29 protein-coding genes and 2 pseudogenes are annotated in these 26613 nt (G+C 71.1%); 14 read left to right on the top strand and 17 right to left on the bottom strand.

The window, feature by feature from the left end; translation table 11 throughout:
* Nucleotides 1–265: 265 nt before the first annotated feature.
* Nucleotides 266–1576 carry a hypothetical protein gene (locus IE244_RS14990; RefSeq protein ID WP_191874002.1) on the top strand — a complete coding sequence of 437 codons (1311 nt, stop codon included), beginning with the start codon at nucleotides 266–268 and terminating at the stop codon, nucleotides 1574–1576.
* A 1364-nt stretch (nucleotides 1577–2940) separates the two neighbouring features.
* Here IE244_RS14990 and IE244_RS14985 read toward each other — a convergent pair.
* Nucleotides 2941–3105, bottom strand: coding sequence for a hypothetical protein (locus tag IE244_RS14985; protein WP_191874092.1), 165 nt, complete (start codon nucleotides 3103–3105; stop codon nucleotides 2941–2943).
* 54 nt (nucleotides 3106–3159) lie between these two features.
* Between IE244_RS14985 and IE244_RS41970 the strand changes: the two genes are divergently transcribed.
* The 3 genes from IE244_RS41970 (at nucleotide 3160) to IE244_RS41960 (ending at nucleotide 5075) form a co-directional block, all read left to right on the top strand.
* Nucleotides 3160–3621, top strand: coding sequence for a hypothetical protein (locus tag IE244_RS41970; RefSeq protein ID WP_229854119.1), 462 nt, complete (start codon nucleotides 3160–3162; stop codon nucleotides 3619–3621).
* A gap of 30 nt (nucleotides 3622–3651) precedes the next feature.
* Nucleotides 3652–3960, top strand: a complete 309-nt coding sequence (locus tag IE244_RS41965; protein WP_229854118.1) for a hypothetical protein — start codon at nucleotides 3652–3654, stop codon at nucleotides 3958–3960.
* A 203-nt stretch (nucleotides 3961–4163) separates the two neighbouring features.
* A complete protein-coding gene (locus tag IE244_RS41960; protein WP_229854117.1) occupies nucleotides 4164–5075 on the top strand; it encodes a TnsA-like heteromeric transposase endonuclease subunit in 912 nt (303 codons plus the stop codon).
* A 329-nt stretch (nucleotides 5076–5404) separates the two neighbouring features.
* On the opposite strand, the pseudogene IE244_RS14970 reads toward IE244_RS41960, so the two are convergent.
* From IE244_RS14970 to IE244_RS14945, 6 genes and pseudogenes are all read right to left on the bottom strand, one after another.
* Nucleotides 5405–5575 (bottom strand): annotated as a pseudogene (locus tag IE244_RS14970) (IS3-like element ISRhosp1 family transposase); the annotation flags it as partial.
* A gap of 490 nt (nucleotides 5576–6065) precedes the next feature.
* Nucleotides 6066–6770 carry an adenylate kinase gene (locus IE244_RS14965; RefSeq protein ID WP_191874001.1) on the bottom strand — a complete coding sequence of 235 codons (705 nt, stop codon included), beginning with the start codon at nucleotides 6768–6770 and terminating at the stop codon, nucleotides 6066–6068.
* Between the two features lie 198 nt (nucleotides 6771–6968).
* Complete coding sequence (locus IE244_RS42775; RefSeq protein ID WP_191874000.1) at nucleotides 6969–8651, bottom strand: sodium/solute symporter; 1683 nt, start codon at nucleotides 8649–8651, stop codon at nucleotides 6969–6971.
* Nucleotides 8648–8995, bottom strand: coding sequence for a hypothetical protein (locus IE244_RS14955; protein ID WP_191873999.1), 348 nt, complete (start codon nucleotides 8993–8995; stop codon nucleotides 8648–8650). Before IE244_RS14955 ends, IE244_RS42775 begins: the two co-directional genes overlap by 4 nt.
* Nucleotides 8992–9804, bottom strand: coding sequence for a LytR/AlgR family response regulator transcription factor (locus IE244_RS14950; RefSeq protein WP_191873998.1), 813 nt, complete (start codon nucleotides 9802–9804; stop codon nucleotides 8992–8994). Before IE244_RS14950 ends, IE244_RS14955 begins: the two co-directional genes overlap by 4 nt.
* A gap of 28 nt (nucleotides 9805–9832) precedes the next feature.
* The gene (locus tag IE244_RS14945) at nucleotides 9833–10906 is read right to left on the bottom strand and encodes a sensor histidine kinase (protein ID WP_229854116.1); all 1074 of its coding nucleotides are present in this window, start codon (nucleotides 10904–10906) and stop codon (nucleotides 9833–9835) included.
* A 232-nt stretch (nucleotides 10907–11138) separates the two neighbouring features.
* Between IE244_RS14945 and acs the strand changes: the two genes are divergently transcribed.
* The 6 genes from acs to IE244_RS14915 all read left to right on the top strand — a co-directional run bounded on the left by acs (nucleotide 11139) and on the right by IE244_RS14915 (nucleotide 16915).
* On the top strand, nucleotides 11139–13109 hold the full coding sequence (acs, locus tag IE244_RS14940) for an acetate--CoA ligase (protein WP_191873997.1): 1971 nt from the start codon (nucleotides 11139–11141) through the stop codon (nucleotides 13107–13109).
* Between the two features lie 24 nt (nucleotides 13110–13133).
* Nucleotides 13134–14336, top strand: a complete 1203-nt coding sequence (gene bktB, locus IE244_RS14935; protein WP_191873996.1) for a beta-ketothiolase BktB — start codon at nucleotides 13134–13136, stop codon at nucleotides 14334–14336.
* The gene (locus IE244_RS14930) at nucleotides 14336–14683 is read left to right on the top strand and encodes a hypothetical protein (RefSeq protein WP_191873995.1); all 348 of its coding nucleotides are present in this window, start codon (nucleotides 14336–14338) and stop codon (nucleotides 14681–14683) included. The genes bktB and IE244_RS14930 overlap by 1 nt, the downstream gene beginning before the upstream one ends.
* The gene (locus IE244_RS14925) at nucleotides 14680–15744 is read left to right on the top strand and encodes an alpha/beta fold hydrolase (RefSeq protein WP_191873994.1); all 1065 of its coding nucleotides are present in this window, start codon (nucleotides 14680–14682) and stop codon (nucleotides 15742–15744) included. The genes IE244_RS14930 and IE244_RS14925 overlap by 4 nt, the downstream gene beginning before the upstream one ends.
* On the top strand, nucleotides 15741–16571 hold the full coding sequence (fabG, locus tag IE244_RS14920) for a 3-oxoacyl-ACP reductase FabG (protein ID WP_191873993.1): 831 nt from the start codon (nucleotides 15741–15743) through the stop codon (nucleotides 16569–16571). The genes IE244_RS14925 and fabG overlap by 4 nt, the downstream gene beginning before the upstream one ends.
* Before the next feature lie 68 nt (nucleotides 16572–16639).
* Nucleotides 16640–16915: a hypothetical protein gene (locus tag IE244_RS14915; protein ID WP_191873992.1), complete on the top strand. Its 276-nt coding sequence runs from the start codon at nucleotides 16640–16642 to the stop codon at nucleotides 16913–16915.
* A 381-nt stretch (nucleotides 16916–17296) separates the two neighbouring features.
* Here IE244_RS14915 and IE244_RS14910 read toward each other — a convergent pair whose 3' ends face one another.
* Both IE244_RS14910 and IE244_RS14905 read right to left on the bottom strand, forming a co-directional pair.
* Nucleotides 17297–17824, bottom strand: a complete 528-nt coding sequence (locus IE244_RS14910) for a hypothetical protein (protein ID WP_191873991.1) — start codon at nucleotides 17822–17824, stop codon at nucleotides 17297–17299.
* 19 nt (nucleotides 17825–17843) lie between these two features.
* On the bottom strand, nucleotides 17844–18140 hold the full coding sequence (locus IE244_RS14905; RefSeq protein ID WP_229854115.1) for a NucA/NucB deoxyribonuclease domain-containing protein: 297 nt from the start codon (nucleotides 18138–18140) through the stop codon (nucleotides 17844–17846).
* On the opposite strand from IE244_RS14905, the gene IE244_RS14900 reads away from it, so the two are divergent.
* Nucleotides 18102–18971 (top strand): IS5 family transposase, encoded by an 870-nt coding sequence (locus IE244_RS14900; RefSeq protein ID WP_191874083.1) that lies wholly within the window; start codon nucleotides 18102–18104, stop codon nucleotides 18969–18971. The genes IE244_RS14905 and IE244_RS14900 overlap by 39 nt on opposite strands.
* A 15-nt stretch (nucleotides 18972–18986) precedes the next feature.
* Here the strand turns inward: IE244_RS14900 and IE244_RS14895 are convergent, their stop codons facing one another.
* The 3 genes from IE244_RS14895 to IE244_RS14885 form a co-directional block, all read right to left on the bottom strand.
* The gene (locus IE244_RS14895) at nucleotides 18987–19523 is read right to left on the bottom strand and encodes an SMI1/KNR4 family protein (protein ID WP_191873990.1); all 537 of its coding nucleotides are present in this window, start codon (nucleotides 19521–19523) and stop codon (nucleotides 18987–18989) included.
* Nucleotides 19524–19836: 313 nt separating this feature from the next.
* Nucleotides 19837–20280 carry a large conductance mechanosensitive channel protein MscL gene (gene mscL, locus IE244_RS14890; protein ID WP_191873989.1) on the bottom strand — a complete coding sequence of 148 codons (444 nt, stop codon included), beginning with the start codon at nucleotides 20278–20280 and terminating at the stop codon, nucleotides 19837–19839.
* Nucleotides 20281–20892: 612 nt separating this feature from the next.
* Entirely contained in the window at nucleotides 20893–21198 is a 306-nt protein-coding gene (locus IE244_RS14885; protein ID WP_191873988.1) for a hypothetical protein, read from the bottom strand.
* Between the two features lie 151 nt (nucleotides 21199–21349).
* On the opposite strand from IE244_RS14885, the gene IE244_RS14880 reads away from it, so the two are divergent.
* Both IE244_RS14880 and IE244_RS14875 read left to right on the top strand, forming a co-directional pair.
* A complete protein-coding gene (locus tag IE244_RS14880) occupies nucleotides 21350–21712 on the top strand; it encodes a DUF1304 domain-containing protein (RefSeq protein WP_191873987.1) in 363 nt (120 codons plus the stop codon).
* Nucleotides 21709–22272, top strand: a complete 564-nt coding sequence (locus IE244_RS14875; protein WP_191873986.1) for a TetR/AcrR family transcriptional regulator — start codon at nucleotides 21709–21711, stop codon at nucleotides 22270–22272. Before IE244_RS14880 ends, IE244_RS14875 begins: the two co-directional genes overlap by 4 nt.
* A 4-nt stretch (nucleotides 22273–22276) precedes the next feature.
* On the opposite strand, the gene IE244_RS14870 is transcribed toward IE244_RS14875, so the two are convergent.
* The 3 genes from IE244_RS14870 to IE244_RS14860 all read right to left on the bottom strand — a co-directional run bounded on the left by IE244_RS14870 (nucleotide 22277) and on the right by IE244_RS14860 (nucleotide 24684).
* A complete protein-coding gene (locus IE244_RS14870; protein WP_191873985.1) occupies nucleotides 22277–22471 on the bottom strand; it encodes a hypothetical protein in 195 nt (64 codons plus the stop codon).
* Nucleotides 22472–23356: 885 nt separating this feature from the next.
* The gene (locus IE244_RS14865) at nucleotides 23357–23977 is read right to left on the bottom strand and encodes a DUF5317 family protein (protein ID WP_191873984.1); all 621 of its coding nucleotides are present in this window, start codon (nucleotides 23975–23977) and stop codon (nucleotides 23357–23359) included.
* Between the two features lie 59 nt (nucleotides 23978–24036).
* Nucleotides 24037–24684 (bottom strand): RICIN domain-containing protein, encoded by a 648-nt coding sequence (locus tag IE244_RS14860; protein WP_191873983.1) that lies wholly within the window; start codon nucleotides 24682–24684, stop codon nucleotides 24037–24039.
* A 329-nt stretch (nucleotides 24685–25013) separates the two neighbouring features.
* Between IE244_RS14860 and IE244_RS14855 the strand changes: the two genes are divergently transcribed.
* Nucleotides 25014–25742, top strand: coding sequence for an ArsR/SmtB family transcription factor (locus IE244_RS14855; protein WP_229854114.1), 729 nt, complete (start codon nucleotides 25014–25016; stop codon nucleotides 25740–25742).
* A gap of 49 nt (nucleotides 25743–25791) precedes the next feature.
* Here the strand turns inward: IE244_RS14855 and IE244_RS14850 are convergent, their stop codons facing one another.
* Nucleotides 25792–26340 (bottom strand): hypothetical protein, encoded by a 549-nt coding sequence (locus IE244_RS14850; protein WP_191873981.1) that lies wholly within the window; start codon nucleotides 26338–26340, stop codon nucleotides 25792–25794.
* A gap of 36 nt (nucleotides 26341–26376) precedes the next feature.
* Nucleotides 26377–26613 (bottom strand): annotated as a pseudogene (locus IE244_RS14845) (hypothetical protein); the annotation flags it as partial.

Below are 26613 nucleotides of genomic sequence, written 5' to 3'. Positions count from 1 at the left end.
GACCGCGGCTACGACCACCATGCACGTGGAAGAGGAACTGATACCCCTCGCTCCCCGGGGTACGGGTGAGGTTCTCCCGGAACACCGACAGCTCATGCCGTCGCCCAACGAACCCTGCGCTGCGTCGCCGACGGATGAATTCCTGCCGCGGCACCATCCCCTGAGCCATGTCGGCCTCCCCCGAGGGTCGCACGGCGCCCAGCTCTGCGGGGAGAAGCACAACTCCATGCCGGAAGATGCTCCCCGGCACAGGGGAGGGATCTGGATGACGAACGGCTTCGATGCACGGCTGGCCGAGGTACTCAACGCGGCTACGGAGAACATCCGGCGGACGGTGGCTGCGAACTTGGTACCGGCGCCCAAGGTGGCACTTCCAACGCCGCGGCTGGAGGGCCTGTCCAAGGCTGTCGCGCCTTTGCGGTCAGCGCTGGAACGTCTGGACGCGATGATGCCGGAGAACTGGCAGGGCCAGCGCTTGGCCTACAAGGACATGGTCCGGCTGATGCTGGAAGGGGTGCCCCTGGCCTGGGTTCCCCCGGCCGACGTGATACGGCAGCTGCTCGCAGCGGATGACGTTCGTTCCCGCGCGAAGGTCCTCGACGACTCCCGGACGGAGATCCTCGCCTCATGCAGCAAGGCCCTGGCCTCCGTCACCGACGCGCGATTTACCGCGCAGCGGGCCTTGCTCGAGGAATGCGTGCGGATGATCGGGGGCGGCATGTTCAGCGGTGCGCAGGCCCTCGCCGCGAATGTCTGGGACACCTTCGTTCGCGGTCTGGCCTTCGCCAACCCGGCGTGGCTCACCGACAGGGGCTGGTGGCCCGGCTACACCAAGATCAAGCAGAGCGTCCCCACGGTCGACGTAGATGACGACGCCACGATTGGTCAGTTCCGCAGAGCAGCTGTCTTCCTGCCCTTCGCCCAGACACTGGAGGAGTTTCGGCGACAGCACCCCGTGCCGGAAGGCTTCAACCGGCACGCCACCGCCCACGCTGCCGGTGCCGTCCAGTACACCGCTGCCAACGCCGTGATCGCCCTCATGCTCGAGCCCGAGCTGATCACCCTTCCCTCCGGCACTCAGTACGTGCCGGACTTCTGGCTTCCCGAGGTAGGAACATGGCTGGAAGTCAAAGGCCCGCACACACCGCGGCGGGAGAAGGCAACCGAGCTCGGCACCGCGCGTGCCTGCCCATGCACCGGCGCCTGCGGCTGCCGGTGGCCCGGCGGCCAGCTGGTTCTGCTGGGCTGCCCCTCCCACCGCAGCCCGAACCAGATCGGCTATCGCGGCCGTCACGGCCACGCATGCTGGGCCGCGGCGTACGGGCCGAGCGCCTACCTCACCGAATGCCCGTCGTGCGCCCGCGCCCAGTGGGTCACCCTGCGCCGGCCATGGCGGTGCCGCGGTTGCCGCGCCAGCCTCGGCGCCACCCCCCGCTTCTACAGCCCGGCGGAACAACTGATCCGGTTCGGCGAAGGTGCCTCACTCACCTCAGCTCGCGTTGACGAGGACATACGACGGCTCGCGGAGGAAGAGCGGCTCGCTAACGCCGGAGACGACGAGCCAGGCGACTGGTGACCTCCCCTGCCGTTTCAGCGCGACCACCGCGTGTGCACTGGCGGCGCGCCGACCCAACGACTCACGGTCGCCAGCGGTGGTACAACGCAAGATCTTCACCAGGACGCTACTCCTCAGATGCGCCAGCGGGACAGCGGACGCGGCTCTGTCTCCGCGTCGATCGTCTGCTTTCAGTGGCCCGACGACTTTCAGTGGCCCGACGACGTCGTCCCGCGACGGATACCCCCGCCCTCGGCTCGTCCAAGCGGGGCCGCATACGAACGGTCGCACACGGCAAATCCCCCACCCACCCACGCACCACAAACTGATCGATGCAGGCCAGAGCACCAACTACTGATCAGAACGACAGCGAGGCGAGCAGACCCGGCCGCCCACGCCTGACTGGCTGCTGGAACTCGGCCTCAACCGGGACGCGGCCGCCGTATACGTGCACGTCGGGGGCTGCTGGAACGCCGGCGGACCGCAGCAAGGGCGTCGACCGATCCACCGCACCGCGGGCGCTGACCGAGGGCGTGGCGGCCTGACCGCACTGCCGACCGGACACCGAACTGGGCGTCCTCGACTAGGCCCTGCGCGCCCGGCGACCCGCCGTTCTCTTTGGTTCGTTGCCTGAAGCAGCATTCCCGCTGGTCAGTGGGCCATCACAGTCAAGTGGTCCAGTCCAGAAGAGGTCTAGTCCAGACGCGATACCTGTGCTTCCATGGAGACACGTGCTCTTTGGAGGTGATGTGGGGACAGGTGAGCAATATGCCCTATCCATCCCTAGCTACGAAAGGAGGGAACTCCAATGTGCACCAAGAAGCACCACAAAGGGACAAAGCGGGCACGGAAGCGGCCTTGGCGCCCCGCTGACCGCTGGATGGTCGGATTGACGGCCCTTGGGCTGATCATTGCGATCATCGGCGCAAGCGCCGCCTGGAAGTAAGCAACTGGTCGTACCAGCCGGTACATGGTGGGCGTGGAGGAGCGACGTGACCGCGCGAGTCGGGAAAGCCGATCAGGCGAACCCGACCGAGTCCTAGGCGGTCGGGTTCGCCTGAAGCGCCCACATCTTTGCAGGGTGGGCCTGTTGAAAACGGTGCCCATCTGACACCGGGCTCTCCCCACATGTCTAGCGCTGTGGCCAATTTGTTGCAAATCGGGCCACGTGGCCCCAGTGCCGCTGGCGGCCACCGATACGACGTGCGCGATGTCGAGCCCGTCCACACCGGCTTATGGTCCGCCGGTCGGGCGGGTGACCGCGTACAGGCAGCTTCGCAGGCCACGGGCGGCCGGGGCAGTGACGCGCGCCCGCCCGCGCCCCGTTCCCGGCCCCAACTGACCGGGCCCCGCACGCCGTACGTGCGGGGCCCGTGTGCTGGCGGCTACTTGTCGTTCTTCGGCTTGGGGTTGCGGCTGCCGTGCGCGCCGATACCGCCCGAGGCGGGATTCGCCGGCTGCGGGCGGGAGGTGCCGTTGACGCTGCCGGTGCGGGGGGCGTGGGTGGTGATGCCCTGCTGGCCGCGGACGCCGACCAGCCGCTGGAGCACCTTGATGTGCGTGGCCTGCCGGAGGTAGTGGCGGCGCAGCGGCGGTGGGCCTCGGTGGCGCGGTGGGCAGTGCGGGCCGGGGCCAGGCCGGAGCGGGTGTTCGCGCTGGCGCAGGCGGTGGTGGCCCGGTGGTGGGAGCAGGCCCTGCGGTGGGAGCGGGAGACGATCTGGCCGCGGCGCCTGCACCAGGTCGCGGGCGGTGATGCAGGTGGTGATCTGGATCAGTGGCGGATCGCGGGGCGGAACGCGGTCGTCTTCCCAGAGGTGGTGGCGGTGGCCGACGCTTTGCTGGACCCGGCTATGGCCGAGCTGGTGTGGGCCGACAGCGGTGCTGGACGGCCGCGGGCGCTGCCCGCCGAGGGGATGTTCTGCCGCAGGCTCGGTGAGCGGCTGGGGCGGGGATGGCTGGGGCCGCTGGCCGCGACAGACCACGGCGGGCCGCTCATCGCGTGGATGGGCAGCGTCCGCCTTCGCCGCGGCGCCGACGGCCCGCCCGGCTACGACAACGACCCGTGATGGCTGCGGCAGGAACACCAGAGCTCGACCATGGCCGGCCAGCTGCGAGTGCTGGGCAAGGAGAAGAGGGCGCCCGGTTCGGGGACAATGTGGCGGGCTGCGGTGCCCGCCGAGCAGCGCAGGCTGATCACCAGCGCTATCGACAGCGCCGAGGAGCAGCTGCTGCAGCTGCGGGGGGTGCAGACCGGGCCGACCGCCGAGGTGGCCCGGCGGCTGCTGCGCGGGCTCGGTCACAGTGCCGGTCTGATCGAGAACGCCTGGAAACGGAGCGCGGTGACGGCGGTGAACGGCGGTGTGCCGCTTCAGGAGGTGGCCCAGTGGCTGGGAGATGCCCGTTGAGGTGCTCAGCCAGATGCTGACGGCGGGCAGGCAGGACGGCTGAGAGCGATGCGTCGACGGGCAGGTCGGCTGTTAGCTGATACGGCACTCGTTCGTGGCAGAAATACTGAAAGCGGCGGCGTCTGTCGGCGGGAGCGGCTTGGCTGGCGCGGGCGACCAGCACAGGAGCGGCCCGGCCCCGGAGCCGGGCAGGGCGAGCGGCCGTGGACCAGGGCAGCGGGTTCGAGGCGGTGTTCCTTGACCCGGTGGGACAGGCGGTCCAGCAGCGGTGGGCGGATGCCGCCATGACCGTAGCGTTCGAGGAACAGCCGCCAGTGTCGGCGTTCCCGGTGGTCCCGGGACGCCGCTGGGGGCCGGGACTTTGGTGGTCGGCGACCACCAGGCGGCACGTAGCCGCCGGGTCCAACGCGATGCGTGTCCAGCTGATGGTCCTGGACCGCGACCCGAACGTGACGGGGCTGGCAGGGCGGCCGGTGCGGCTGCTGTGGCATAACCCCCGCGGCCAGGTGCGCTCCTGGGTGCCGCAGCTCTTCGCCCGCCGTGCCGACGGCACCGCGATGCTCGCCGACTGCCCCAGCCACCCGGACTCGGGCGGGGAACGCGCGAGGAAGGCCGCCGAGGCGGTAGCGCAGGCGTGCGCGCACCCCGGCTGGACCTACCGGCGCCTCCCACCGCTCGACGCCCGGCCAACCTGGCCGGACATCCTGCGCATGGACCACACTCCCGCACTCCCCCACCAGCAACTGGCCGCGCTCGACGAGCGGCTGGCCGGCGCGGCGGCCCGGCCAGTGGTCCTGCCCGAGACGATCGTCGTCGACCGCGGCAAAGTCTTCGTCTCCGCCGCTTTCACCGCCGCCTGCGAACGCCCGGCATCAGCGTCCAGCCCGCCCCGCCCCGCGCCCCCACCGCCAAAGGCATCGTCGAGCGGACCTTCGGCACCATCAACGCCCTGTTCTGCCAGCACCTGCCCGGCTACACCGGCTCCGACGTCACCCGCCGCGGCCCCGACACCGAGAAAGACGCCTGCTACAGCGTCGCCCAACTGCAGCACCTGCTCGATGAGTGGCTGGTGCACTACCACCACCGGCCCCACGAAGGCCTGCGCCACCCGCTGATGCCGAAGAAGGCCCTCACCCCGACCCAGATGTGGGCCGCGCTGGTCGCCGTCGCCGGCTACATGCCCGTCCCGCTCACCGGCCGCGACTACCTCGAACTGCTGCCCGTGCGCTGGCAGGCGATCACCCCCGCCGGCATGACAATCCACCACCGCACCTACGACCACGATCTTCGAGACTGGTCAGGACACGGTGCTCCCCGTGCCCGCGGGGATGGTCTCTACGTCAACCGCGCCTGCGGGGATGGTCCCCATCCCCGGCGGATCGTCAGATGGGAGCGCTTCGCCAGCCATCAGGCGGCCTCCTCCATCTCGGGACCATCCCCGTGGGCGAGTCTGTGCCTTCGAGGTCCAGCGGCGGCCATGGAGCAACTCGCGCTTGAGGCCCCGCAAGAACGACTCGGCGAGCGCATTGTCATAGCTTGAGCCGACCAGGCCCATGCTGCGGCGGATGCCGTGCCTGCGGCAGACCTCGGCGAAGGCGGCCGCGCTGTACTGGGCGAGTTCAATTGGTAGTTGCAACACCGGGCTGTTTCAACGAGCGTAGCTGCTCTGCGAAGACCTCGGCCGAAGCGACTCCACGGATGCCGAGATCCGCGGTCACCGCCGCGTACGTCCGCTTCCCGGCAGCGGCGCGGTAGAGCGCGACAGCGTCCTTCCTGAACTCCTCCGGATACGGAGACTTGCGTCCCACCTGGACATCCCTCCCTGGACCATCAAGATCCATTGTCAGGGGGTCCACTCCAAAGGATCAGCCTCAGACACCGCCCTGCGCCAACCTGCGGACATGTGCAAACGGAGTGCAGCCTCTCTCCGCGCTGCTCGTCTCCGGAACACCGCTCACCGGCCTGGCGCACGCCGTCGGCGACTCGCCCACCGGCGGCACGGCCGGGCCTCGGCGACGGCGGCTGACTCTGCCCGGTCGGGCGGGAGCGCGGGGGCCCGCGTACGGACCCACGCTCGGAGAGGGGTTCGGCGGGTCGACGCCGCCTCAGTGACGGGACCAGCTCCACGTGACGAGGCCCTTGCCGGTCCGTACGCGGCACTGAGCACCCTGTCCAAGGAGGGCCAGGAGGCGCCGGGTCACGTCGTCGACGTCTCCGCAGCCGTCGATCTCGTGGAGAACACCGGCCCGCCGGTAGCGCTCGAGCAGCGGTTGCGTCTGCCGGGTGTGGACCACCAGGCGCGCCCGGGCGATCTCCGCCGTGTCGTCGGCCCGCTGGACGAGGCGGTCCCCACAGATGTCGCACCGTCCCGCAGCCCGCGGCCTGTTGGCGTCCAGGTGATAGCTGGCCCCGCAGCCACGGCAGGTGCGACGTCCGGTCAGGCGGCGGAGCAGCGTTTCCTCGGGAGCGGTGAGATGGAGTACTGCGGCGAGCTCCCGCCTCTGGCCGGCCAGTGCGCTGTCGAGGGCTTCGGCCTGCGCGGGGGTGCGCGGAAAGCCGTCCAGCGCCACGCCCGCCGCGCAGGACGGGCCGAGGATCTGGTCCAGGGCCATCTCGGTCACCAAGGCGTCCGGGACGAGGTCCCCGCGCCGCATGTGTGCGGCGGCTGCGGCGCCGAGCCGGGTGCCTTCCGCGACATGTCGGCGCAGCAGGTCTCCGGTGGAGAGGTGGGGGACGCCCAGGGCCTGCCGCAGCCGGGCGGCCTGGGTGCCCTTTCCCACGCCGGGCGGGCCGATGAGGAGGAGGTCCATGAGGTGCCTTTCGTGGTGCGTGCCGGTGTGCCCACCGTGTGCCGCGGCCCCCCGGGCGGGCAAGAACGGTCCGACCGGGGGTGAGCCGGGTACGACGAACGGTCGCCGGACCGCGACGAATGGTCGGCGTCGGCAGGCGGCAGGCGGCAGGCGGCAGGCGACGCGGATCGTCCCGGCGCGGCGGATGTCCGGCGGGCGTCAGCGCCCGCGCCGCACCGGCTCCGCGGACTCGGGCACGTGCATGGCCAGCATGAGGTCCTCGGCACCGGCGGGAGGCCGCCCCAGCCGGGAGACGGCGACCATGACCGTGCAGGCCAGCGGCACCGACCAGGCCGCGGGCTGCAGGCAGAGGGTCCTGGGCCAGCCGGCGGGGGCCGCGCCCAGCGCCGAGATCGCCGCGGCTCCGGCGGCCGACACCCCGCCGACCACGAGTCCGGCACCGGCACCCGCCGCCGTCAGCCCGCGCCACCAGATCCCGAGGAGCAGCAGGGGGCAGAGCGTGGACGCGGAGATCGCGAAGGCCCAGCCGACCACGACGCCGATCTCCAGCGAGCGCGCCGGCAGCGCCAGCAGCACCCCCACCGCCGCTCCCAGGACGACCGTCATCCGCAGATCGCGCAGCGAGCCGGTGCGCAGGTCGTGGCCGATGCCGCCGGCCACCACCAGGAGCAGCCCCGAAGAGGTGGCCAGGAAGGCGGCGTAGGTGCCGGCCGCGACGACCGCCGACAGCGCGGCGCCCCACGGCGGCCCCAGCACCGCGCCGGGCAGGACCAGGGCCACCGTGTCGGTGGGGCCGGTGAGGTACAGCTGCGGGACCACCGTCCGGCCGAGCAGCCCGTACACGGCCGGGGCGAGGTAGAAGAGGCCGAGCAGGGCCAGGGTGACCACCACGGCGCGGCGCGCGGCTCTGCCGTCCGAGCTGGTGTGCAGTCGTACGAGGATGTGCGGCAGACCCACGGTGCCCAGGACCGTGGCCAGCAGCAGCGACCAGGTCTGGAACAGGGGATGTGTGCTGCCGGGCAGGTGCAGGAGGGGGGTGCGCCAGGCCGGACCGCCCAGCTCCTCGGTGCCGCGCACCTGGGGAACCGGCGCTCCTCGGGGGAAGCGCACCCGCGTGCCGTCCGAGACCGGGTGGCGTCCCGGCGCCCAGGCGGCCGTCCGGTCGTCGACGGTGACGGTGACCGGGCTGCGCACCTGGAGGACCGCGGGCACGTGGAACTCGACGGTCGTCGCCTGCGGGAAGCGGGTGCCGCGCTCCGGGTGCACGGCCGCGGACCGCCCGGCCGGTCCGACCGCGACGATCAGCACCAGCGCGGGCACGGCCAGGAAGAACAGCTTCACGGCGTAGTGGAAGGCCTGGACGTAGGTCGCCGAGCGCATGCCGCCCAGCGCCACGGTCACGGCCACGAGGGTGCCCGCGAGCAGCACGGCCAAAGGGTACGGCACACCACCGAAACGCTCCAGGATGCGGCCTGCGCCCTGGAACTGCGGCACCAGATAGGTCCAGCCGATCAGCAGGACGGCCATGCCCGCCAGACGCCGGGCGGGCGGCGAGCCGAGCCGGTTCTCCACGAAGTCGGGCACGGTGTAGGCGCCGGAGCGCCGCAGCGGCGCCGCGACCGCGACCAGCAGCACCAGGTATCCGGCGGTGAAGCCCACCGGGAACCAGAGCACACCGACACCGCTGCCCAGTACCAGGCCCGCGACACCGAGGAAGGAGGCCAGCGAAAGGTACTCCCCCGCGATGGAGGCTCCGTTCAGCGCCGGGGACACACTCCGGGCGGCGACCAGGAAGTCGCCCGTGCTGCGCACCACCCGCACGCTGAACATTCCGATGCCCAGCGCGGCCAGCGCCACCAAGGAGATCAGGGCGATGGTCATCGCGTCCGCTCCGCCCGCTCGGTACGGCGCAGAAGGGCCACGGCGGCGAGCAGCAGCAAGGGGTGGGCGAAGACGCCGACCAGCAGCCAGGACAAGGGGACGCCGACGAGCCGGACCGTGCCCAGCTGCGGCACGGTGGCGATCAGGAGCGGCAGGGCCAGCAGCAGCGTGGCCAGTGTCAGCACCGTGGCGCCGGCGAGGCGGCGCTGGCGCAGATAGGCGCGCCGGGCGGCGCGTGCGTCGAAGTCCGGGGGCAGGACGAGGTGCCGACCGGCCGCCGAACGCCGGGCCAGGGCCAGCCGGGTCTGGGGGCTCACCACCGCCACGCGGCGCGGTCGGCTCATCGCCGTGCCCCGCCGACCCGGCCCTCCCGGGCCGCGGCGAACAGCTGTTCCTTCAGGTGGCGGGCGTGGCGGCGGCTGACCGGGACGTCGCCGCCGGCGGTGTGCGCGACCAGCTGGCCCACGACGTCGGTCCGCAGGTCCTCGACCGCCCGCAGGGCGAGCAGGAAACTCCGGTGCACCCGCAGGAACCCGGCCTGGGACCAGCTGTGTTCCAGAGCGGACAGCGGCATGCGGACCAGGAACCGGCCGTCCCGGGTGTCCAGCCGCACATGATCGCCGTGCGCCTCCACGAACCGCACCTGCTCCCGCCGCACGAACCGGGTGCGGCCCGCGGACTCCACCTTGAGCACGGCCAGGTCACCGGCTGGCTCGGGCGGCGCGCCGGCAGGGATTCCCGGGGTGGCGGAAGCGGCAGGGGTTCCTGGGGCGGCGGAAGCGGCGCGGGCCCGGCCGACCCGCTCCAGCGCCTGCCGCACCCGTCCGGCGGAGGCGGGCTTGAGGAGGTAGTCCACCGCTCCGATCCCGAAGGCGTCGATCGCGTGCGCCTGGGAGGCGGTGACGAAGACGACCGCGGGCGGCCGCGCAAGCCGGGAGAGCACCGCGGCCAGCTCCATGCCGTCCAGTCCGGGCATGCCGATGTCGAGGAAGGCGGCGTCGAACTCCCGGTCGCGCAGCAGCTTGAGCGCGGACATCGCGTCGGGGGCGGAGGCCACCTGCCCCACGCCGGGGACGCCGCGCAGCAGGTGCACCAGTTCGTCGAGGCTGAGCGGCTCGTCCTCGACCACCAGCACCGACAGTTCCCCGGTCATCTCCCCAGTTCCCTGGTCATCATCCCGGTCACCTCGTCGCCATTCCCGGTGAGGACAACGGCACCCGGAGGGTGATCCGGGTACCCGCGCCGGGCGCGGTCTCTACCAGCAGCCCGTATTCCGGGCCGTACAGGGTACGGAGCCGCTGATCGACGTTGGCCAGGCCGATCCCGGAACGCTCGCCGCGCCCGCTCAGCACCGCTTCCGCCAGCTCCGGCGCCATGCCCGCGCCGTCGTCCTCGACGGTGATGGTGCAGTCGGGGCCCAGGGCGGCACCGGTGACGGTCACCGTCCCGCCGCCCGGCCGCGGCTCGATGCCGTGCCGGACGGCGTTCTCCACCAGGGGCTGGAGGGTGAGGAACGGCAACGTGACCGGCAGTACCTCGGGGGCGACCCGCACCCAGGTCGACAGCCGGGGTCCGAAGCGGGCCCGTTCGAGCTGCAGGTACACCTCGATGGCACGGAACTCCTCGGCGACGGTGGTGAACTGTCCGCGCCCGGAGAAGGCGTAACGGGCCAGTTCCGAGAACTGCACCAGCAGGTCCCGGGCCCGCTCCGGGTCGGAGCGCACGAGGGACGCGATCGCGGACAGCGCGTTGTAGAGGAAGTGCGGCGAGATCTGGGCGCGCAGGCGGCTCAGCTCGGCCAGCGCGAGTTCCTCTCTCGCGAGGCCGAGCACGGCTCGCTCCAGGGCCTCGCCCAGCCAGTCCGCGAGCGCCTCCGCCTGATCGGCGGCGCTCTCGTCGCCGGCCACCACCAGCGCCCCCAGCGGTTCCGCACCGGTGAGCAGCGGGGCGGCGACGGCGCCACCACCGCGCACCGGGCGGCCGTCGGTGAGGGCCCGTTCCGCCAGCTCGCGCGCGTCCCCGCGCACCTTCCCGGCGGCACCGAGCGGTCCCGACAGGTCGCACAAGACCACGCCGTCGGCGCCCAGCAGTCTGCGGGCCTGGCGTGCGACCCGGTCGGCGGCCCGGGGCGTGAGACCGTCGGCGAGTTCGTCGGCCATCTCCCGGGCGGACCGCAGCACGGCGGCCACGTCGGCGCCGCCGGCTCCGAGCGGACCACGCCGATGTCTGAGCCCCGACGGGTGGACACCGATCACCTACTCACCGTACGACCACGCGGCCCGCCGCGCCGTCGACCGGCCCGCCGCGCCGTCGACCGGCCGGCCGACCGTTCGTCGCGCCGCGGGGACCGCTCGTCGCGGACGGCGCGCGCCCCGTCGCAGCGGCCTTCCGGCCACGCGCCGGCCGGGCGCAAGGTCGGTACCAGGCATTCCGCCGAGGAGACGAACCGGCGGAGCCGCGACCATCACACGGCAGAGGAGCAACACCGTGACGGACCGCACTCCGCACCTGAAGCACCCGAAGCACGACCCGACGACCACCACCGGCCCGTTCCCGACGCAGCACGCCACCGGCCGACGGCCGTGGGCGGACGCCGAGGCCCTATACGCGCAGGCCGCCGCCGACCGGCTCGGCTTCTGGGCGGAGCAGGCCCGCCGACTGTCCTGGGACCAGCCGTTCACCACGGTGCTGGACGACACCGAGGCGCCGTTCCACCGCTGGTTCACCGACGGCACGCTGAACGCGTCGGCCAACTGCCTCGACCGCCATGTGGCCGCCGGACTCGGCGACCGCGTGGCCTACCACTGGCACGGCGAGGAGGGCGAGACCCGGACCATCACGTACGCCGGGCTGCTCGCCGAGGTGCAGCGGTTCGCGAACGCGCTCAAGGCACTCGGCGTCACTGCCGGCGACGTGGTCGGCATCCACCTGCCGATGGTCCCCGAGGCCATCGTGGCGATGCTCGCCTGCGCCCGGATCGGCGCCGTCCACAACGTCGCCTTCGGCGGCTTCGCGCCGCAGGCGGTCGGCGAACGGATGGCGGCCTGCGGGGCCAAGGTCCTGGTCACCGTGGACGGCGCACGCCGCAAGGGGCGCGTCAGCGCCGTCAAGCAGGCGCTGGAGGACACCCTGGAGACGCTGCCCGGTCTGGAGCACGTCGTGGTCGTGGGCGCCACCGGGGCGCCGTGCCCCATGCGGCCCGGCCGCGACAGCTGGTACGCCGACCTGTGCGCCGCCGCCGACCCGGTCTGCCCCGCCCTGCCGCTGCCCGCCGAGCACCCGCTGTTCATCCTCTACTCGTCGGGCTCCACCGCCGCGCCCAAGGGCATCGTCCACACCACCGGCGGCTACCTGACCGGCGTCTCCTACACCCACCGCATCGTCTTCGACCTGGACCCCTCCCAGGACGTCTGGTTCTGCACCGCCGACATCGGCTGGATCACCGGGCACAGCTACCTCGTGTACGGCCCGTTGGCCAACGGTGTCACCTCGGTGCTTTTCGAGGGCGCGCCCGACTACCCGCACAGGGGCATCTGGTGGGAGCTGGTGGAGCGCTACGGCGTCAGCCAGCTGTACACCGCGCCCACCGCGATCCGCGCGGCCATGAACTGGGGCGAGGAGCTGCCTGGCCGCCACGACCTGTCCTCGCTGCGCCTGCTGGGCAGCGTGGGCGAGCCGATCAACCCCACCGCCTGGCAGTGGTACCACCGGGTGATCGGCGACGGCCGCTGCCCGATCGTGGACACCTGGTGGCAGACCGAGACGGGCAGCATCATGATCGCGCCGCTGCCGGGGACCACCGGGACCAAGCCGGGGTCGGCCACCCGTCCGCTGCCGGGCGTCTCCGCCGCGCTCGTCGACGCCGACGGCGCCCCGGTCACCGAAGGGACCGGACTGCTGACCCTCACCGAGCCGTGGCCCAGCATGCTCCGCACCCTGTACGGCGACGACGAGCGCTATGTGAAGACCTACTTCTCCCACTTCGGCGAGGACACCTACGTGGTGGGCGACGCCGCCCGGCTGGACGAGGACGGGGACTTCTGGATCCTCGGCCGCACCGACGACGTGATCAACGTCTCCGGCCACCGGCTGTCCACCGCCGAGATGGAGTCGGCCGTCGCGGCGCACCCGGCCGTCGCCGACGTGGCCGTGGTCGCGGTCCCGGACGAGCTCACCGGCCAGGCCGTGGTGGCCTTCGTGACCCCGGCCGACGGCCGTCCCGGCGACCCGGCGCTGGAGGCCGAGCTGCGCGAGCACGTCTCGGTCCGCATCGGCAAGCTGGCCCGGCCCAAGAAGATCGTCTTCACCGCGGGCCTGCCCAAGACCCGCTCCGGGAAGATCATGCGCCGCCTGCTGCGCGACCTGCTCACCGGCCAGGAGGCCGGCGACGTCACCACGCTCGGCGAACCCGGCGTGATGGCCGCCCTCACCTCCGCCATCACCCAGCCCACCCACTGACCTCACGAGGCGAGGACCGGTCCCATGCAGAACCACAACAACCACGGCATCGTCGTGCTGAGCGGTGTCCGCACCCCCATCGGCAAGTTCGGCGGCGCACTCGCCGACGTCCCCCCGGCCGACCTGGCCACCCTGGTCACCCGCGAGGCGCTGCACCGCAGCGGCCTGGCTCCCGAGGACGCCGGGCAGGTGGTCTTCGGCCACGTCATCCCCACGGAACCCCGCGACCTGTATCTGGCCCGCGTCGCGACCGTACAGGCCGGCCTGCCGGTGTCGGTCCCGGCCATGAACGTCAACCGGCTGTGCGGCAGCGGCCTGCAGGCCGTCGTCTCCGCCGCCCAGAGCATCGCACTGGGTGACTGCCGGGTGGCCGTCGGCGGCGGCGCGGAGGCGATGAGCCGCGGCCCCTACTGGCTCCCGCAGGCCCGCTGGGGCGCCCGGATGGGCGACGGGCAGATCCTCGACGCCATGGTGGCGGCGCTCACCGACCCCTTCGACGGCGTCCACATGGGCATCACCGCCGAGAACGTCGCCGAGCGCTGGGAGGTCTCCCGCGAGGACCAGGACCAGCTGGCGCTCACCAGCCACCACCGGGCCGCCGCGGCGACCGCCGAAGGGCGCTTCACCGAGCAGATCGTCCCGGTGGAGATCACCACCCGCAAGGGCACGCTCCACGTCAGCGCCGACGAACACACCCGCCCCGGCATCACCGAGGCCGACCTCGCCAAGCTGCGCCCGGCGTTCAAGCCCGGTGGCACGGTCACCGCGGGCAACGCCTCCGGCGTCAACGACGCGGCCGCGGCCGTCGTCCTGGCCGACGCGGCCGTCGCCGAGGAGCGCGGTCTGAAGCCGCTCGCGCGCCTGGTGGCGTACCGCCACGTCGGAGTGGAGCCGGCCTACATGGGCATCGGCCCCTCCCCCGCGATCAGCCGCCTGCTGGAGGACACCGGCCTGAAGGTCGACGACATCGACGTCTACGAGGTCAACGAGGCGTTCGCCGCCCAGGCGCTGGCCGTCACGCGCGAGCTCGGCCTGCCGCCCGAGCGCACCAACCCCAACGGCAGCGGCATCGGCCTCGGTCACCCGGTCGGCGCCACCGGAGCCGTCCTCACCGTCAAGGCGCTGCACGAACTGCGCCGCGTCGGCGGCCGCTACGCCGTGGTGTCGATGTGCATCGGGGGCGGCCAGGGCATCGCCGCACTGTTCGAGCGTGAGGGAGGCGTGTGATGGCGACCGGGAACCCCTTGGGCGACTGGGCCCAGAAGCCCTTCCGCGACTGGTACGAGGCCATGGAGCAGCAGGCCGCCGAAGCCACCGAGCAGCTCGTCTCGGGAAGCGCCTTCGCCGAGCTGCTGGGCCTGACCGCGGGCAACTTCGCCGCACTGACCCGCATCAGCGGGGAGACCTGCGACCTGATGCTGCGCAACATGCGGCTGGCCGGGCGTTCCGACGTGACCCGCCTCGGCCGCCAGCTGGCCCGGACCGAGGACAAGTTGGAGCGTGTCCTGCAGGAGGTCGAGGACCTGCGCGACCAGCTGGCGGACGGGGCGGCCGGTGAGGGGGCGGGAACATGACCGTCCGGCATCCGCTGCGCCCGGCCCGGGTGATGGCCGAGGCCGCCAATCTGGTCCTCACCGCGGACCAGGCGAACGTCGCGGCCACCCCCCGCGACGTCGTCTGGACCCACCGCACGACCACCCTGTACCGCTATCGCAGCGACCGGCGCCGCCACCCCGTTCCGGTGCTGCTGGTGTTCGCGCTGATCAACCGGCCGGACGTGTTCGACCTCCGGCCGGGGAACTCCTTCGTGGAGTTCCTGCTGGCCGAGGGATTCGACGTCTACCTGCTCGACTGGGGCGTACCCGACGAGGAGGACGCCGACCGCGGACTGGAGCACTACGTCTGCGACCAGTTGCACTGGGCGGTGCGGCGGGTGCTGCGCGGCTCCGGCGGCGACCGGGTGTCCCTGGTCGGCTGGTGCATGGGCGCGGCGTTCGCCGCGATGTACGCGGCGCTGTACCCCGCTGGTCCGGTGGCCAACACCGTCCTGCTGACCATGCCCTTCGACACCGAGGGCTCGGTGTACCGGCAGTGGGTCACGGCGGGCACCTACGACGTGGCCACCCTGGCGGACCTGCGGGTCATCCCGGGGCATGCCATCGACTGGGCGAACAAGATGCTCAAGCCGGTGGGCAACTACGTCACCACCTACCGCAGGCTGTGGGACCAGGTGGAGCAGGGCACCGTCGACCGGGAGGCCTTCCAGTCGATGGCGCGCTGGGTCGCCGACAACCCGCCGTTCCCGGCGCGCGCCTACCGGGAGTGGATCACCTGGCTGTACCAGGAGAACCGCTTCGCCGCGGGCACCCTCCGGCTGCGCGGGCGGCGCGTGGACCCGGCCGGGATCGACGCCGCCGTGCTCGTGGTGACCGCCGCCCAGGACCACATCGCCCCGCGCGCGGGCACCCTGCCGTTCCTCGACCGCGTCGGCTCCGCCGACGTCACCCACTTCGACCGCCCGGGCGGGCACATCGGCCTCATGGCCGGCTCCAAGGCCCGGGACCGGATCTGGCCCGACATCGCCGGCTGGCTCGCCGCCCGCTCGGCTTCCACCCCCGCAAGGAGCACCTCGTGACCATCACCGCCCCCTTCGTCACCGCCACCGCCGACCAGAGCCTGAAGGGCCGGGTGGCCCTCGTCACCGGCGGCACCCGCGGCATCGGCGCCGCCATCAGCCGCGGCCTGGCCGGCGCGGGAGCCACGGTCGCCGCCGCCTACGCCGGCAACACCGGGCGTGCCCGCGACTTCGTCGACCGGTGCCGCACCGAATTCGGCGCGGACGCGGAGCGGGTCGGCGCCCACCAGGCCGACGTCAGCTCCCCCGCGGACTGCCGCCGCCTGGTCTCGGACGTCGTCGAACGCCACGGCCGGATCGACATCCTGGTCAACAACGCCGGCATCACCATCGACCGCACGGTGGCCCGGATGGCCGAAGCCGACTGGCAGCAGGTGCTGGACGTCAACCTCTCCGGCCCCTTCTACCTCGCACAGGCGGCGCTGGGCGCCATGGTCGAGCAGGGCTCGGGCCGGATCGTCATGATCTCCTCCGTCATCGGGGAGACCGGCAACATCGGCCAGGCCAACTACGCGGCCGCCAAGTCCGGCCTGTTCGGCCTCACCAAGACCCTCGCCCGGGAAGCCGCCTTCCAGCTGGCCAAGACCGGCCGGCAGGACCCGTACGGGCCCGGCATCACGGTCAACGCCGTCACCCCCGGCTTCATCGCCACCGAGATGCTGGAGCACATCCCGGCCAAGGTGCTCGACCGCATCGTCGGCCAGGTCCCTCTGGGCCGGCTCGGCCGTCCCGAGGAGGTGGCCCGGCTGGTGCGCTTCCTAGCCGACGACGCCTCCGCGTACATCACCGGACAGGTCTGGGGCGTCAACGGAGGCCTCGACATGTGAACCGCCGACTCCCCTCCCGGGCGGCCCGCCCGGGAGGGGCCATCCAGGAAAACCAACAGGAGGTGCTCATGCAGGGCATGAGAGCAGAGGAGTACGGCACCGGCTTCGACCGGGCGGTACGCGACCTGGCGGACGTCCAGGACAAGTACCGTCATGCCGTCAGGCAGACCGGCCTGGCCGTCGTCGACGCCTGTGAGAAGTCGGTGGTCGCCGCGGTACGCGTGCAGGAGCAGGCCGCGCAGGCCGGTGCCGACTGGGTCGCGGAGACCGCGCGCACGCAGACCGGCCTCGGCAAGGAGCTCAACGCCATATCGGCCGGTGTGCTCCGTCAGCTCCTGGGCTGACCCGAGGCGCTCGCCAGCCGGTGGCCGCCGTCCAGGCCACCGGCTTCGGCCTGCTGCGTCCGCCGGTTCTGGCTCGGCCGGACCGGCCACCCCTCCTCGGCGTTCCGCTTCTCCGGGGAGGAACGGGGAAGAACGGTCGCCGTGATCCTCGTAGCCTGAAGGCCTGGCGGGCGCCGCTCCTTCGACGCCGGGTAGCACCGCCGCGGCGAGGGCTCACCATTCGCCGGCGGCGTTCGGGCCGCGCAGGGGGAGCGGCCGAGAGCCTGGACGAGAGGCTCGTAGGGCGTGGTCGCGACCTGGGCGGCCGGCTGCAGCCGGTAGCCCTTGGCGATGCAGATCGCACCGATCGACTCGGGGCCACTCAACCCTCAGTCGCCAAGCTCAGAGTTCCTCATCATCGATGAGTTCCGGTTCGCGCGTGTATGCGAGGTCGAGGACGTAGCGTTCAATGACCGGGTTGTTGTCCCAGGCGTCGAGGAGTATGTCCTCGGAGGAATCGTCGCTGAGCTGGTCAAGGGTGGTGCCGTAGTAGTCGGCGGCTGCGGTGCGTCCCTCCCACCATGCGTGACCTTCGTAGACGCCGGGTCGGGGCAGCGTGATCTCGTCGGCGGGTCCACGGTCGAGTTGTCCGATCACGAGTGTGCCGGTCTCGGATTCCAGAGTAATCGCTGTGTGTCCCTCGGCGTTCGCGGGCGGGGTTGGCGGAGAGTCCCAGATACGGATGGTCACTTGAACGGTCATGTCGGGTTGCAGGCTGAGCAGGTACAGGTGGTAGCCGTTGCCGGCGACCACCTGTGTCTCTGCTGCGTCCAGGGCCGCTTCGTCGCCAAGGTAGGCGTCCGCGTCGTACACCTCCACAACACAGCGGCCGGGGGTGGCGGTGATGTCGTGTTCGGCGAGAAGCACCATGGCCTGCCGAGCCCTCCTGCTAGTCCGTGATCCTCATGCAGAACGCGTCGTCGTCCAGGAGACGGTTGAGGGTATACATCTGATCGAGGCGTTCGCCGCCCTTACGGTTGTCCGTCCCGTCGATCAGCCGGACGGAGAACCGATTGTCGCCCTTCGTCGAGCCCTCACGGGTGCTCGCGAAGGGGTACTCGTCGCACTGCAGGCCGCTGCCTGAGTAGTCGCCCCACACCTTCCTGCACTCGCTGATGGACTTCCTTCGGTTCTTGTCGATCTTGGCCTGATCGACTTTGACCGCCGGGTCTTTCTGAGCCCGCACCTGCCACAGAATGTTGGGCGAGGTGGACGGTGGAAGAGCCACCGTAGGGTGATCAACGGCATTCTCTTCCGCCAGCGGACCGGTATCCCGTGGCGAGATGTGCCACCACGGTTCGGGAAGTGGAAAACGGTCTACGAAAGGCATCGACGCTGGTCAGCGGATGGCACCTGGGAAAGACTCCTTCGTGCGGTCCAAGCCGACGCCGACGCGGAGGGCCGCATCGACTGGACGATGGTCAGCGTCGACTCGACTTCGTGCCGGGCTCACCAGCACGCCGCCGGTGCCCGCAGACGACCAGCACGGCTCCCCGGTCGACGAGGCCGTCCTGCCCAGCACCGCGACGATGAAGCTCTGGGCCGGTCACGCGGTGGGCTCGTCTGCAAAATCCATCTGGCAAGCGACGGCGGCCGACGCCCCCTCGCCATCGTCATCACACCAGGGCAGTGGGGCGATGCCCCGCAGCTGATCCCCGTCCTCGAACGCATCCGTGTCCCCCGCCCAAGCGGTGGTCACCCTCGCACACGGCCCGATCGAGTGAGCGGCGACAAAGCGTACAGCTCCCACCACAACCGGCGTTACCTACGACGTCGGCAGATCAAGCACACCACTCCGGAACGAAAAGATCAGCGGGCCGATCGCCAGCGTCGAGGCAGTGCGGGCGGCCGGCCCACCGGCTTCGACAGCACGACGTACAGGCGCCGCAACGAAGTCGAGCGCACCATCAATGCCCTCAAGGGCTTGCGGGCCGTGGCCAGCCGCTTCGACAAGCGCGCCTACGTTTTCCACGGCACCGTCACCGTTTCCGCTGTACGCCTCTGGATCCGCTCATGACTCGCCGGATGGACCCTAGGGCTGCTCGTCGGCCCACGGTCCGACCCAGGATTCGTCCCGCAGCTGCCGTGCCTCCATGTAATCGTGGGTGAGGTGCCCCTCAATCCATGCCTGGATCCACTGGGGGAAGGTGAGGTCAAGTTTGTGGCGGTCGCCTTCTTCCCACCACCACATCTGACCCTCGGGATGGCGGCAGTCGAGCAACGCCCACATCGCACAGCCGAAGTCACAGAGGAACAGCACGCCTGGCGGTAGGGCGGGCGGATCGTCCGGGGCCGGCTCGGCATTCAGGCGACTGAGACAGCCGTTGACCATGCCCAGCTCCTCATCGTGCAGGGGTGAGAAGCCGAGGAACGGGCCGATACCGCCGTCAGCGATCTCCAGGTAGAGGCGACGGACCAGCGGCGGAAGCCGAAAGCCGATTGCGCGCTCGGCATCCTCGACCCTGTCCAGCGAAGCAAGTTCAGGTGTCGTCAGAGTCGATGCGAAATCAGTGGGCCGTCCCGCCTTCACACGGGCGAGGACGGCCTCGAACAGTTCGTCGTCAGTCACTGAGCGATCTTCGTACGTCCCTGGGGTCGCCGGCTAGAGCACGGCCTATCCCGAGGTCCTGAGGCGACCGGCCCCGCTTCGGTGCCGATGGGAGCGTCAAGGCCCACGACCACGACAAGATCCGCCGGACAGGCCCCAGCCGCCGGGGCCGGGCAGGGCATGCTCAATGTCAGCGACGTCAGGTCTCGCCGGGGAGCGCGGCCCCCTAGCGCCGGCCGTGAAGCCACGCAGCCGGTTCGGCATCGGACGCCGTCGGTGACTACGGTCACCACGGACGTGCCCGCGACGGGCCCGGCAACCCAGGCCGGGCTGGTCACCCGGCGCGCTGGGTCGTCTCCCCGGCCTGAGGGGGTACGGCGGGCAGGGAGACGGTGCAGGAGGCGCAGCGTCGGGCCTGGGCGGGTACGGGGCTGAGGCATTCGGGGCAGTCCCGTTTGGGGGCCTGGACGTCCTGGTGTGGGGCGAGGCGTTCGTGGAGCTTGTTGATCGGGAGCACGACCAGGAAGTACAGGGCGCTGGCGAGGAGGAGGAAGCTGATCGCCGCGTTGACGAAGGCGCCGTAGGGGAACTTGGTGGCGCCTACGGTGAAGGTCTTGCGGCTCATGTCGCCGGTGGCGCCGGTGGCCAGCCCGACGAGTGGGGTCAGGAAGGCGCTGACGAAGCCGTTCACCACGGCGGTGAACGCTGCCCCGATGACGATGCCGACGGCCAGGTCGACCACGTTGCCGCGCAGGATGAAGCTGCGAAAGCCCTTCACCTTCTCACCCCTAAGAGGCTCTTGACGTCGACGGGCGGCACCGAAAGCGAGGTCAGCCCACCCCCTTCACCTCGGATGCCCTGCCACCCCTCACACATGCCGGCTCCGCCGCGCGGCGCGGTGACGTAGTTCACCAAGGGGCGCGACGACGGCAGACCATCCATGACCTGCTGCGCTGGCAGGTGCGGGAGGAGGCGGACCCGAGCCTGGTGGTGCTCGACCCCCAGAGCGCGGAACGCACGGTCGGTGTTCCTCGACATCGGTGCGGGGGCCTGCCCGGGCCCGGGCAGGCGTTCAAGCTGCTGGCGGGCGGCTAGTGGTGCATGTGGTAGAGGGATTTACTTCCCAGGAGTGCGGCCGGACTGCCGCGGGTGATCGCACGCTTTCGTGATCGCTGCCGGACGTCGGCCCGGGCGGTCCGCGCCGGGCCACTGCCGTCTTAAGTGACGGACAGCGCGCGGGCGGGGAGAAGTCCAGCACTCGTGGGACTCCTGCACCGCCAGCCCCGCCTCCGATCCGTGCACGGCCCGCCGCGCCGGGGACGGCGGGCAGGCCGCGGCTCGCGCGCACCTGCCGGCCCGACGCGGGGGCGCCCCCGGAAGGGGTAACCGGTCAGTGCTGCCAGTAGTCCCGCTCGGGGAGTTCCACCCACAGGTCGGGGGCCCCTGTGAAGGGCCGCGGGTCGGCGGGGAAGAGGCCCGCGTGGGCACAGCACTCGGCGATCGCGTGGGAGCCGTAGATGTACGCCGTGAGGACCTCCTCGGGAGGCATACCGGTGCACGGGCCCCCGCCGGGATGCAGGTCCCAGCCCTCGACGACACCGTCGCGCACGAGGCTGCCCTGGTTGCCGCTCTTGGGGTTGGCGTACATGCCGGAGCAGACGGTGCCGGCGGAGAGCAGGGCCTGTACGCCCGGCATCTGCGGCCCGTACCCACGCCCCGGCGCGCTTCGAGATCCAGCTGGGCTTACGGGCACGGGGCTGCGCCGGGGATGGCGGGACCCGCTGATTTCATGGACAGGTGTGCAGCTATCCTGGACACCTGTCCAAGAAGGGGAGGGCTCGCTGCTCATGGAAATCGTGGCGAACGTGCTGGTCGGCCTGGTGGCCGTGTTGCACATGTACATCCTGGTGCTGGAGATGTTCCTGTGGCAGCGGAAGCCGGGGCGGGGGCTGCACGGGTTCGACCCGGAGACGGCTCGGGCGACCGCTCCGCTGGCCGCCAACCAGGGCCTCTACAACGGCTTCCTCGCGGCCGGACTGGTGTGGGGGCTTCTCGCCGCCGAACCGACCGGCTTTCGGGTGCAGGTGTTCTTCCTGTCCTGCGTGGTGGTGGCGGGCGTGTTCGGCGCCACCACGGCCAACCGTCGCATCCTGTTCGCCCAGGCGCTGCCCGGCGCGCTCGCGCTGGCCGCCGTCCTCGCCGCACGATGAGCCGGGCGCCGCACGAGGACCCGAGGGCGGCGCGCACCCGCGCCAGGCTGCGCGCCGCCCTGCTCGCCGAGTGCGCCGAGCGACCGCCGGCGGAGGTCGCCGTGGCCGCGCTGGTGCGCCGGGCCGGGGTGGGCCGGGCCACGTTCTATGTGCACTACGACGGCATCGAGGCGCTGGCGGTCGACGCGTGCGCGGACGTCGTACGGCAGGCGGTGGACGCGCTGCACGCCTGGCGGGGGCGGCCCGATCCCGTCCACGCCCCGCCCGCGCTGCGGGAGTTCTTCACCGGTCTTGCCCCGCACGCGGCCCTGTACCGGTCGCTGCTCGCGCCGGGCGGCGGCGGGCCGCTCGGCCGGGTGCTGCACCGGGACCTGCGGGCCCGCAGCCTCGAGGAGCGCGAACTGGCCGGCGCGGCTGACGCCCCGCTGGTCGCGTCGGCGGTGGCGGCGACCTTCGCGGGTGTCCTCGCGGACTGGCTGCACGGGCTGCTGCGGGCAGCGCCGGAGGAAGTCGCGGACCAGGTCTGGCAGTTGCTGGTCGCACTGCACCGGAGCCGGTGACCGGTCACTTGCAGGCGACCTCCCGCGCCGCCCGGGGCCAGGCCACCACTCCGAAGGACGTGCGGACGTAGACGGTGTCCCGGTCCTCCGTCAGCCACAGGTGCCGGTCACGGTAGTGGTACCCGGTGTCGCGGGCGCCCGCGGGCATGCGGACCTGCTTGCGGTACGGCGCGCTGAGCAGCCCGTCACGGGCGAGCACACCCTCGGGATCACGGACGTACGTGCGGCCGCCAGGGTGCGGAAGCGGACCGACTGCCAGCCGCAGTGCTCGGCTCCGGTGGAGCTTTCCAGCCGGCTCACCGGCACCCGTGCGCCGTCGCGGTCCGTCCACACCTCCCAGCACTGCGAGCCTTGCTGGTGCTGGGGATCCCCAGGCGGGTGTGTCGTCTCTGCAGGGTGTTGGGCGGCGCGCGCGGGCATGCGGTGGCTCCAGAGTGTTGGTGCGCGGGTGACGGAGAAGCGGCGGCGGCGCCGGGCCCATACGGCGGGCCCGGCACCGAGCGGTGCGCCGCGTGCGGTCAGTCGCGCTCCAACTCCAGGGCCACGAACTCCTTCTCTGTGCGGGCGGTGAAGCGCACCGGGATGGGTACGGAGGGGGCGAGCTCCGGCTCAGGCGGTCCATGGACTGCACGAGCACGGCGCCGTCGCCGTCGTCGTCGCCGCCGCCGCCGGTGGTGATGTCGTGGATCTCGAAGCACGGCGAGTAGACGTCCTTATCCACCCTGGAGTCCATCGTGGAAGGCCCTTCGGGGGCTCTGGTTCTGAACGGCGACTGGACGAGGTCATCCGTGCGCAACGGCAGCCTCGTAGCATTCTTAGCGATCTTTATGGACCCCGTCATCGGGCCGTGACCCGCGACTTCGCTAGATCAACCGCGCTTTGACACAGCTGTGGCCCCACCCCTCGTTCATTGTGGGGTGGGGCTCGATCTGTTCAGAGACGCCCGAGGTCGGCAGCGTCGGGGTGCGATGTTCGGCCGAGGGCGGAGCCTGGAGGTGCAGCAAGCCGACTGGTCAGCCGCCGGTCCAATCGGGGGCGCCGAGCGTGTAGAGCAGGACGGCGACCGAAGCCAGGGTGAACACAATCAGCGCCAGGCGCTGCCAGGTGAGGGTGTGGGAGGACATGGCTGGTTCCCTTCTCGAGCCGCGTGGGCTGGGTGCTGCATGGCGGTTGCGACGAGCAGGCCCGCGGCGATCGCCAGGAGCACGTCGCCGATACTGACGACGGCGTGCAGCGGTGGAACGGGGATGGTGTCGCCGAGGGCGAGCAGACGGGTGCCGCGTCCGGCCGGCACGTTCTTGGCAGTCTGAGATCCGGCGCGCAGCCCGGCGACGGCCGCCGAGGAGAGGCTGTAGGGCATCCGGCCGTTGACGGCGATCGGCAGAGCATCGAGAACGGCACCCGTGAGCGCCAGTCCCACGCCCGTCTGGAACGGCCTGTTCCTGCCTTGGGCGTTGACGCCCAGCCAGAGGAGGCCAAGGGCGAAGACCAATGCAAGCAGCGGTGCCCTGAGAAGGCGTCCGGCAGTGCCGGGAAGACTGACGGTAGCCAGTTGTGCGACCTGCACGGCGGCCGCGAGCCACAGCAACCACAGCCATCGCAGCCGCACGTCCGTCAGTCTGCTCAGCCGGCCACCGCTGAGATACCCCGCTGCCGTTCCGGCGGCAACCGGTCCGCCGAACAGAATCAGCGCGCTGGCGCCCATAGCTCCACCTCGCAGGTCGGCACGCTCATCCCCCACCTCAAAGGCCGAAAGACGTCCGCTTATGGGATGGTCCAGTGGTGGTCGTCGTTGTCGCTGCAGTAATACAGCGTGAGACGGGCGTTGTCGCCGCCGGTGCGTACGCCGTCGACGTCGAGGCACAGTCCGCTGGCAAGGTTGACGAGCCAGAAGCCGTCGGAGCGAGCGACTTGCGCATAGAGCTGGTTGTCGCCGGTCGTCTGGTTGCAGTAGAACTCGCTGACCTTGGTGCCGGCGTTCACACTGCCGTAGTCCGGTACGTCGAGGCACAGCTTGTCCTTGACGTTGCGGAGGTTGTAGAGCGCGTAGCCGTTGGAACTGTCACCGACATAGTCCCAGTAAAACAACTGGTTGTCGCCGGACGTCCCGTTGCACGTGTACTCGTTGACCGGCCCGTTGACCGTCCCGGCGCCGTAGCCGGGAATGTCGATGCATTTGCCGGTGACGACGTTCTTGACGAGGTAGGGCCCGTAGGTGGTAGCCGTGGGCGTTACGCGTCGCGTCCCCCGGGGCAACGTGCTCGTCCCCCCGGGGGACGCGATCCGTACCGAGGTGGCGCCGAGGGCCGCCGGACTTACGGGGTCCGCCTGAGCGGGGACGGCGGTGAACGCGAGCGCGAACAGGGTGACGCCGGCGCTGAGCGTGCCGACGAACCGTCTGATGGGTCTCATGGTTCGTCCTTGTCTGTGTCTGAGGATCTGGCTCCGGGCACCGCGGCAGTGAGAAGTCGCGAGCGGGGCGAGGTCGCGTTGGCCTGCGTCGCGCCGTGGTGTGTACGCATCGTTTCGGTTGCGCTCGGACACGGGTAGCTTTCGTCTGCACGCGCAAAAGCCCTGATGGTGGCGTCAAGTGCACAGGAAGGCCAACGTTGATACGGATTCATCTCGGGTCCGCAGGCTTAGGCAGCGTCAGTGTCGGCGCCAGCCCGGACTACGACGCCGAACTGACAGCAGCCGGCAGGGCCTACGCCCGCAGCAGTGGGCAGCCTCGGGACCCACTGGTGCAGCTCTACACGCGCAGCATTTCGCCGGATCTCGCTGGCGGTGTCAGCCGCCTGTACCTCTCCCACTTATTCGCCCGCCGCAGTCCCACGCCCTTCACCAAGGCCCTCGCTGAGGGCGAGGAGCGGGCCCGCAGCGTCCTCGCCAACGCCGTCGCCCACCTTCGCAGCACCGCCATCGAGCCATATCGCTCGGGCATCCGATCCGCGGTCGCGGCCCGGGCCGTCGGCCTCTCCCAGATCTACGTCGGCAGTGGCACCTCGGCAATGCTCCAGCAGCTCGGACAGGGAATCAGCTTCCGTCACGGCGTCCTGGAACTAGCGACGGCCTTCGACGCGGACCTTGAGCTCGGCCGGCGGACCCTGCAGATCCAGGCGGTAGCCCTCAGCCGACGGGTCACCTTGGCCGAACCCGCCAGCGATCAGCTGACCGTCCGGATTCCCGCAGGACCAGCGCCGCGCATCGGACCTGGCCAGCGGGCAGCCCTGCGACCGCTCCTGGGCACCAGCAGGGCGCAGGCACTTGAGAGCATCGTCATGTCCGGTGGAATCACCGGGCGGCAACTGGCCTCCCTGCTCGGTGTATCAAACGCCACGGCCAGTCGGCACGCCGCGGTCCTGCGGCGTGCCGGCCTGATTCAGACCCTGCGGATGGGGCAGAGCGTTGAGCACGTCGCAACTGCCCTGGGTTACCACCTGGCGCAGACAGAAACACCGACCAGACCGTGATCAGAACGCTCCGTGGCGAGCTCGGACAGGACGGTGACGCACCGGCTGTTCAAAATCGACCCAGGGAGCCTCGAAGCCGGAAGGCCTCTTTCACGGCCGGTGGCAGTACACCAGGACCTCCGTCCTCGACGAGTACAAGACCCACGTGGACGAGCGTTGGGACGAGGGCTGCACCAACGCCTGAAAGCCCTGGGAGGAGATCGTTCCCTTGGGCTATCGAGGCAGCCACGGCTGGGTCAGCGTCTGCCTGCTGGAGAAGCACACCTCGCCGCAGCCGGTCACCGTGCAAGCGCCGGCACCTCGCGTGGTGACGAGATAGATCCTCAGTGGACCCGAGACGCTGACCGAGATCGAACAGCTCCGGCTCAAAGCCGTCCTTGCCATCTGCCCTGAACTCGGCGCCCTGACCGGTCACGTCCGGTCCTTCGCCCAAATGCTCACCGAGCGCCAGGGCAAACGACTCCCACAGTGGCTCGACGCCGTCCGCCAGGACGACCTTCCCAGCCTCCACACCCTCGCCGCCGGCATCGACCGAGACCGCGACGCCGTCCTCGCCGGCCTGACCCTGCCCTGGATTTCCTGCGCCGTCGAAGGACACCAGGGCCGCGTCGTTCAGGTGATGTGTCCTGGTTGATCACATGATGCCGAGGGTGATCAGTGACCGGTTGGCGTCGCGGGTGTGGTGGCGGAGTCCAGCGGCGATGTTCGTCTGGTTGGCGAGTCGGAGAGCGCCGATGGCCAGGTTGCGCAGGGACGCCATGGCACCTGGAGCGGTGCCGGTGCGTACACGGGAGGCGTCCTCGGCGTACGTGGTGTCCCTGACGTGGTGGATCTTGTTCTCGATGGCCAGGAGGGGCACTTCCCGCCATGG

The organism is Streptomyces filipinensis (assembly GCF_014649495.1).
In the GTDB taxonomy this organism is placed as follows: Bacteria; Actinomycetota; Actinomycetes; order Streptomycetales; family Streptomycetaceae; genus Streptomyces; species Streptomyces filipinensis.
Note: the sequence above shows the minus strand (reverse complement) of the source record. Positions and strands in the feature narration are given on the sequence as shown.

Bases quoted from the DNA above. Each gene is read 5' to 3' on its own strand.
- IE244_RS14990 (WP_191874002.1), top strand. From the start codon at position 266: ATGACGAACGGCTTCGATGCACGGCTGGCCGAGGTACTCAACGCGGCT.
- IE244_RS14930 (WP_191873995.1), top strand. From the start codon at position 14,336: ATGGCGACCGGGAACCCCTTGGGCGACTGGGCCCAGAAGCCCTTCCGC.
- IE244_RS14880 (WP_191873987.1), top strand. From the start codon at position 21,350: ATGGAAATCGTGGCGAACGTGCTGGTCGGCCTGGTGGCCGTGTTGCAC.
- IE244_RS41965 (WP_229854118.1), top strand. From the start codon at position 3,652: ATGGCCGGCCAGCTGCGAGTGCTGGGCAAGGAGAAGAGGGCGCCCGGT.
- bktB (WP_191873996.1), top strand. From the start codon at position 13,134: ATGCAGAACCACAACAACCACGGCATCGTCGTGCTGAGCGGTGTCCGC.
- IE244_RS14965 (WP_191874001.1), bottom strand. From the start codon at position 6,770: ATGGACCTCCTCCTCATCGGCCCGCCCGGCGTGGGAAAGGGCACCCAG.
- IE244_RS14950 (WP_191873998.1), bottom strand. From the start codon at position 9,804: ATGACCGGGGAACTGTCGGTGCTGGTGGTCGAGGACGAGCCGCTCAGC.
- IE244_RS14875 (WP_191873986.1), top strand. From the start codon at position 21,709: ATGAGCCGGGCGCCGCACGAGGACCCGAGGGCGGCGCGCACCCGCGCC.
- IE244_RS14865 (WP_191873984.1), bottom strand. From the start codon at position 23,977: ATGGGCGCCAGCGCGCTGATTCTGTTCGGCGGACCGGTTGCCGCCGGA.
- IE244_RS14860 (WP_191873983.1), bottom strand. From the start codon at position 24,684: ATGAGACCCATCAGACGGTTCGTCGGCACGCTCAGCGCCGGCGTCACC.
- IE244_RS14915 (WP_191873992.1), top strand. From the start codon at position 16,640: ATGCAGGGCATGAGAGCAGAGGAGTACGGCACCGGCTTCGACCGGGCG.
- IE244_RS14885 (WP_191873988.1), bottom strand. From the start codon at position 21,198: ATGCCGGGCGTACAGGCCCTGCTCTCCGCCGGCACCGTCTGCTCCGGC.
- IE244_RS14910 (WP_191873991.1), bottom strand. From the start codon at position 17,824: ATGGTGCTTCTCGCCGAACACGACATCACCGCCACCCCCGGCCGCTGT.
- IE244_RS42775 (WP_191874000.1), bottom strand. From the start codon at position 8,651: ATGACCATCGCCCTGATCTCCTTGGTGGCGCTGGCCGCGCTGGGCATC.
- IE244_RS14955 (WP_191873999.1), bottom strand. From the start codon at position 8,995: ATGAGCCGACCGCGCCGCGTGGCGGTGGTGAGCCCCCAGACCCGGCTG.
- IE244_RS14925 (WP_191873994.1), top strand. From the start codon at position 14,680: ATGACCGTCCGGCATCCGCTGCGCCCGGCCCGGGTGATGGCCGAGGCC.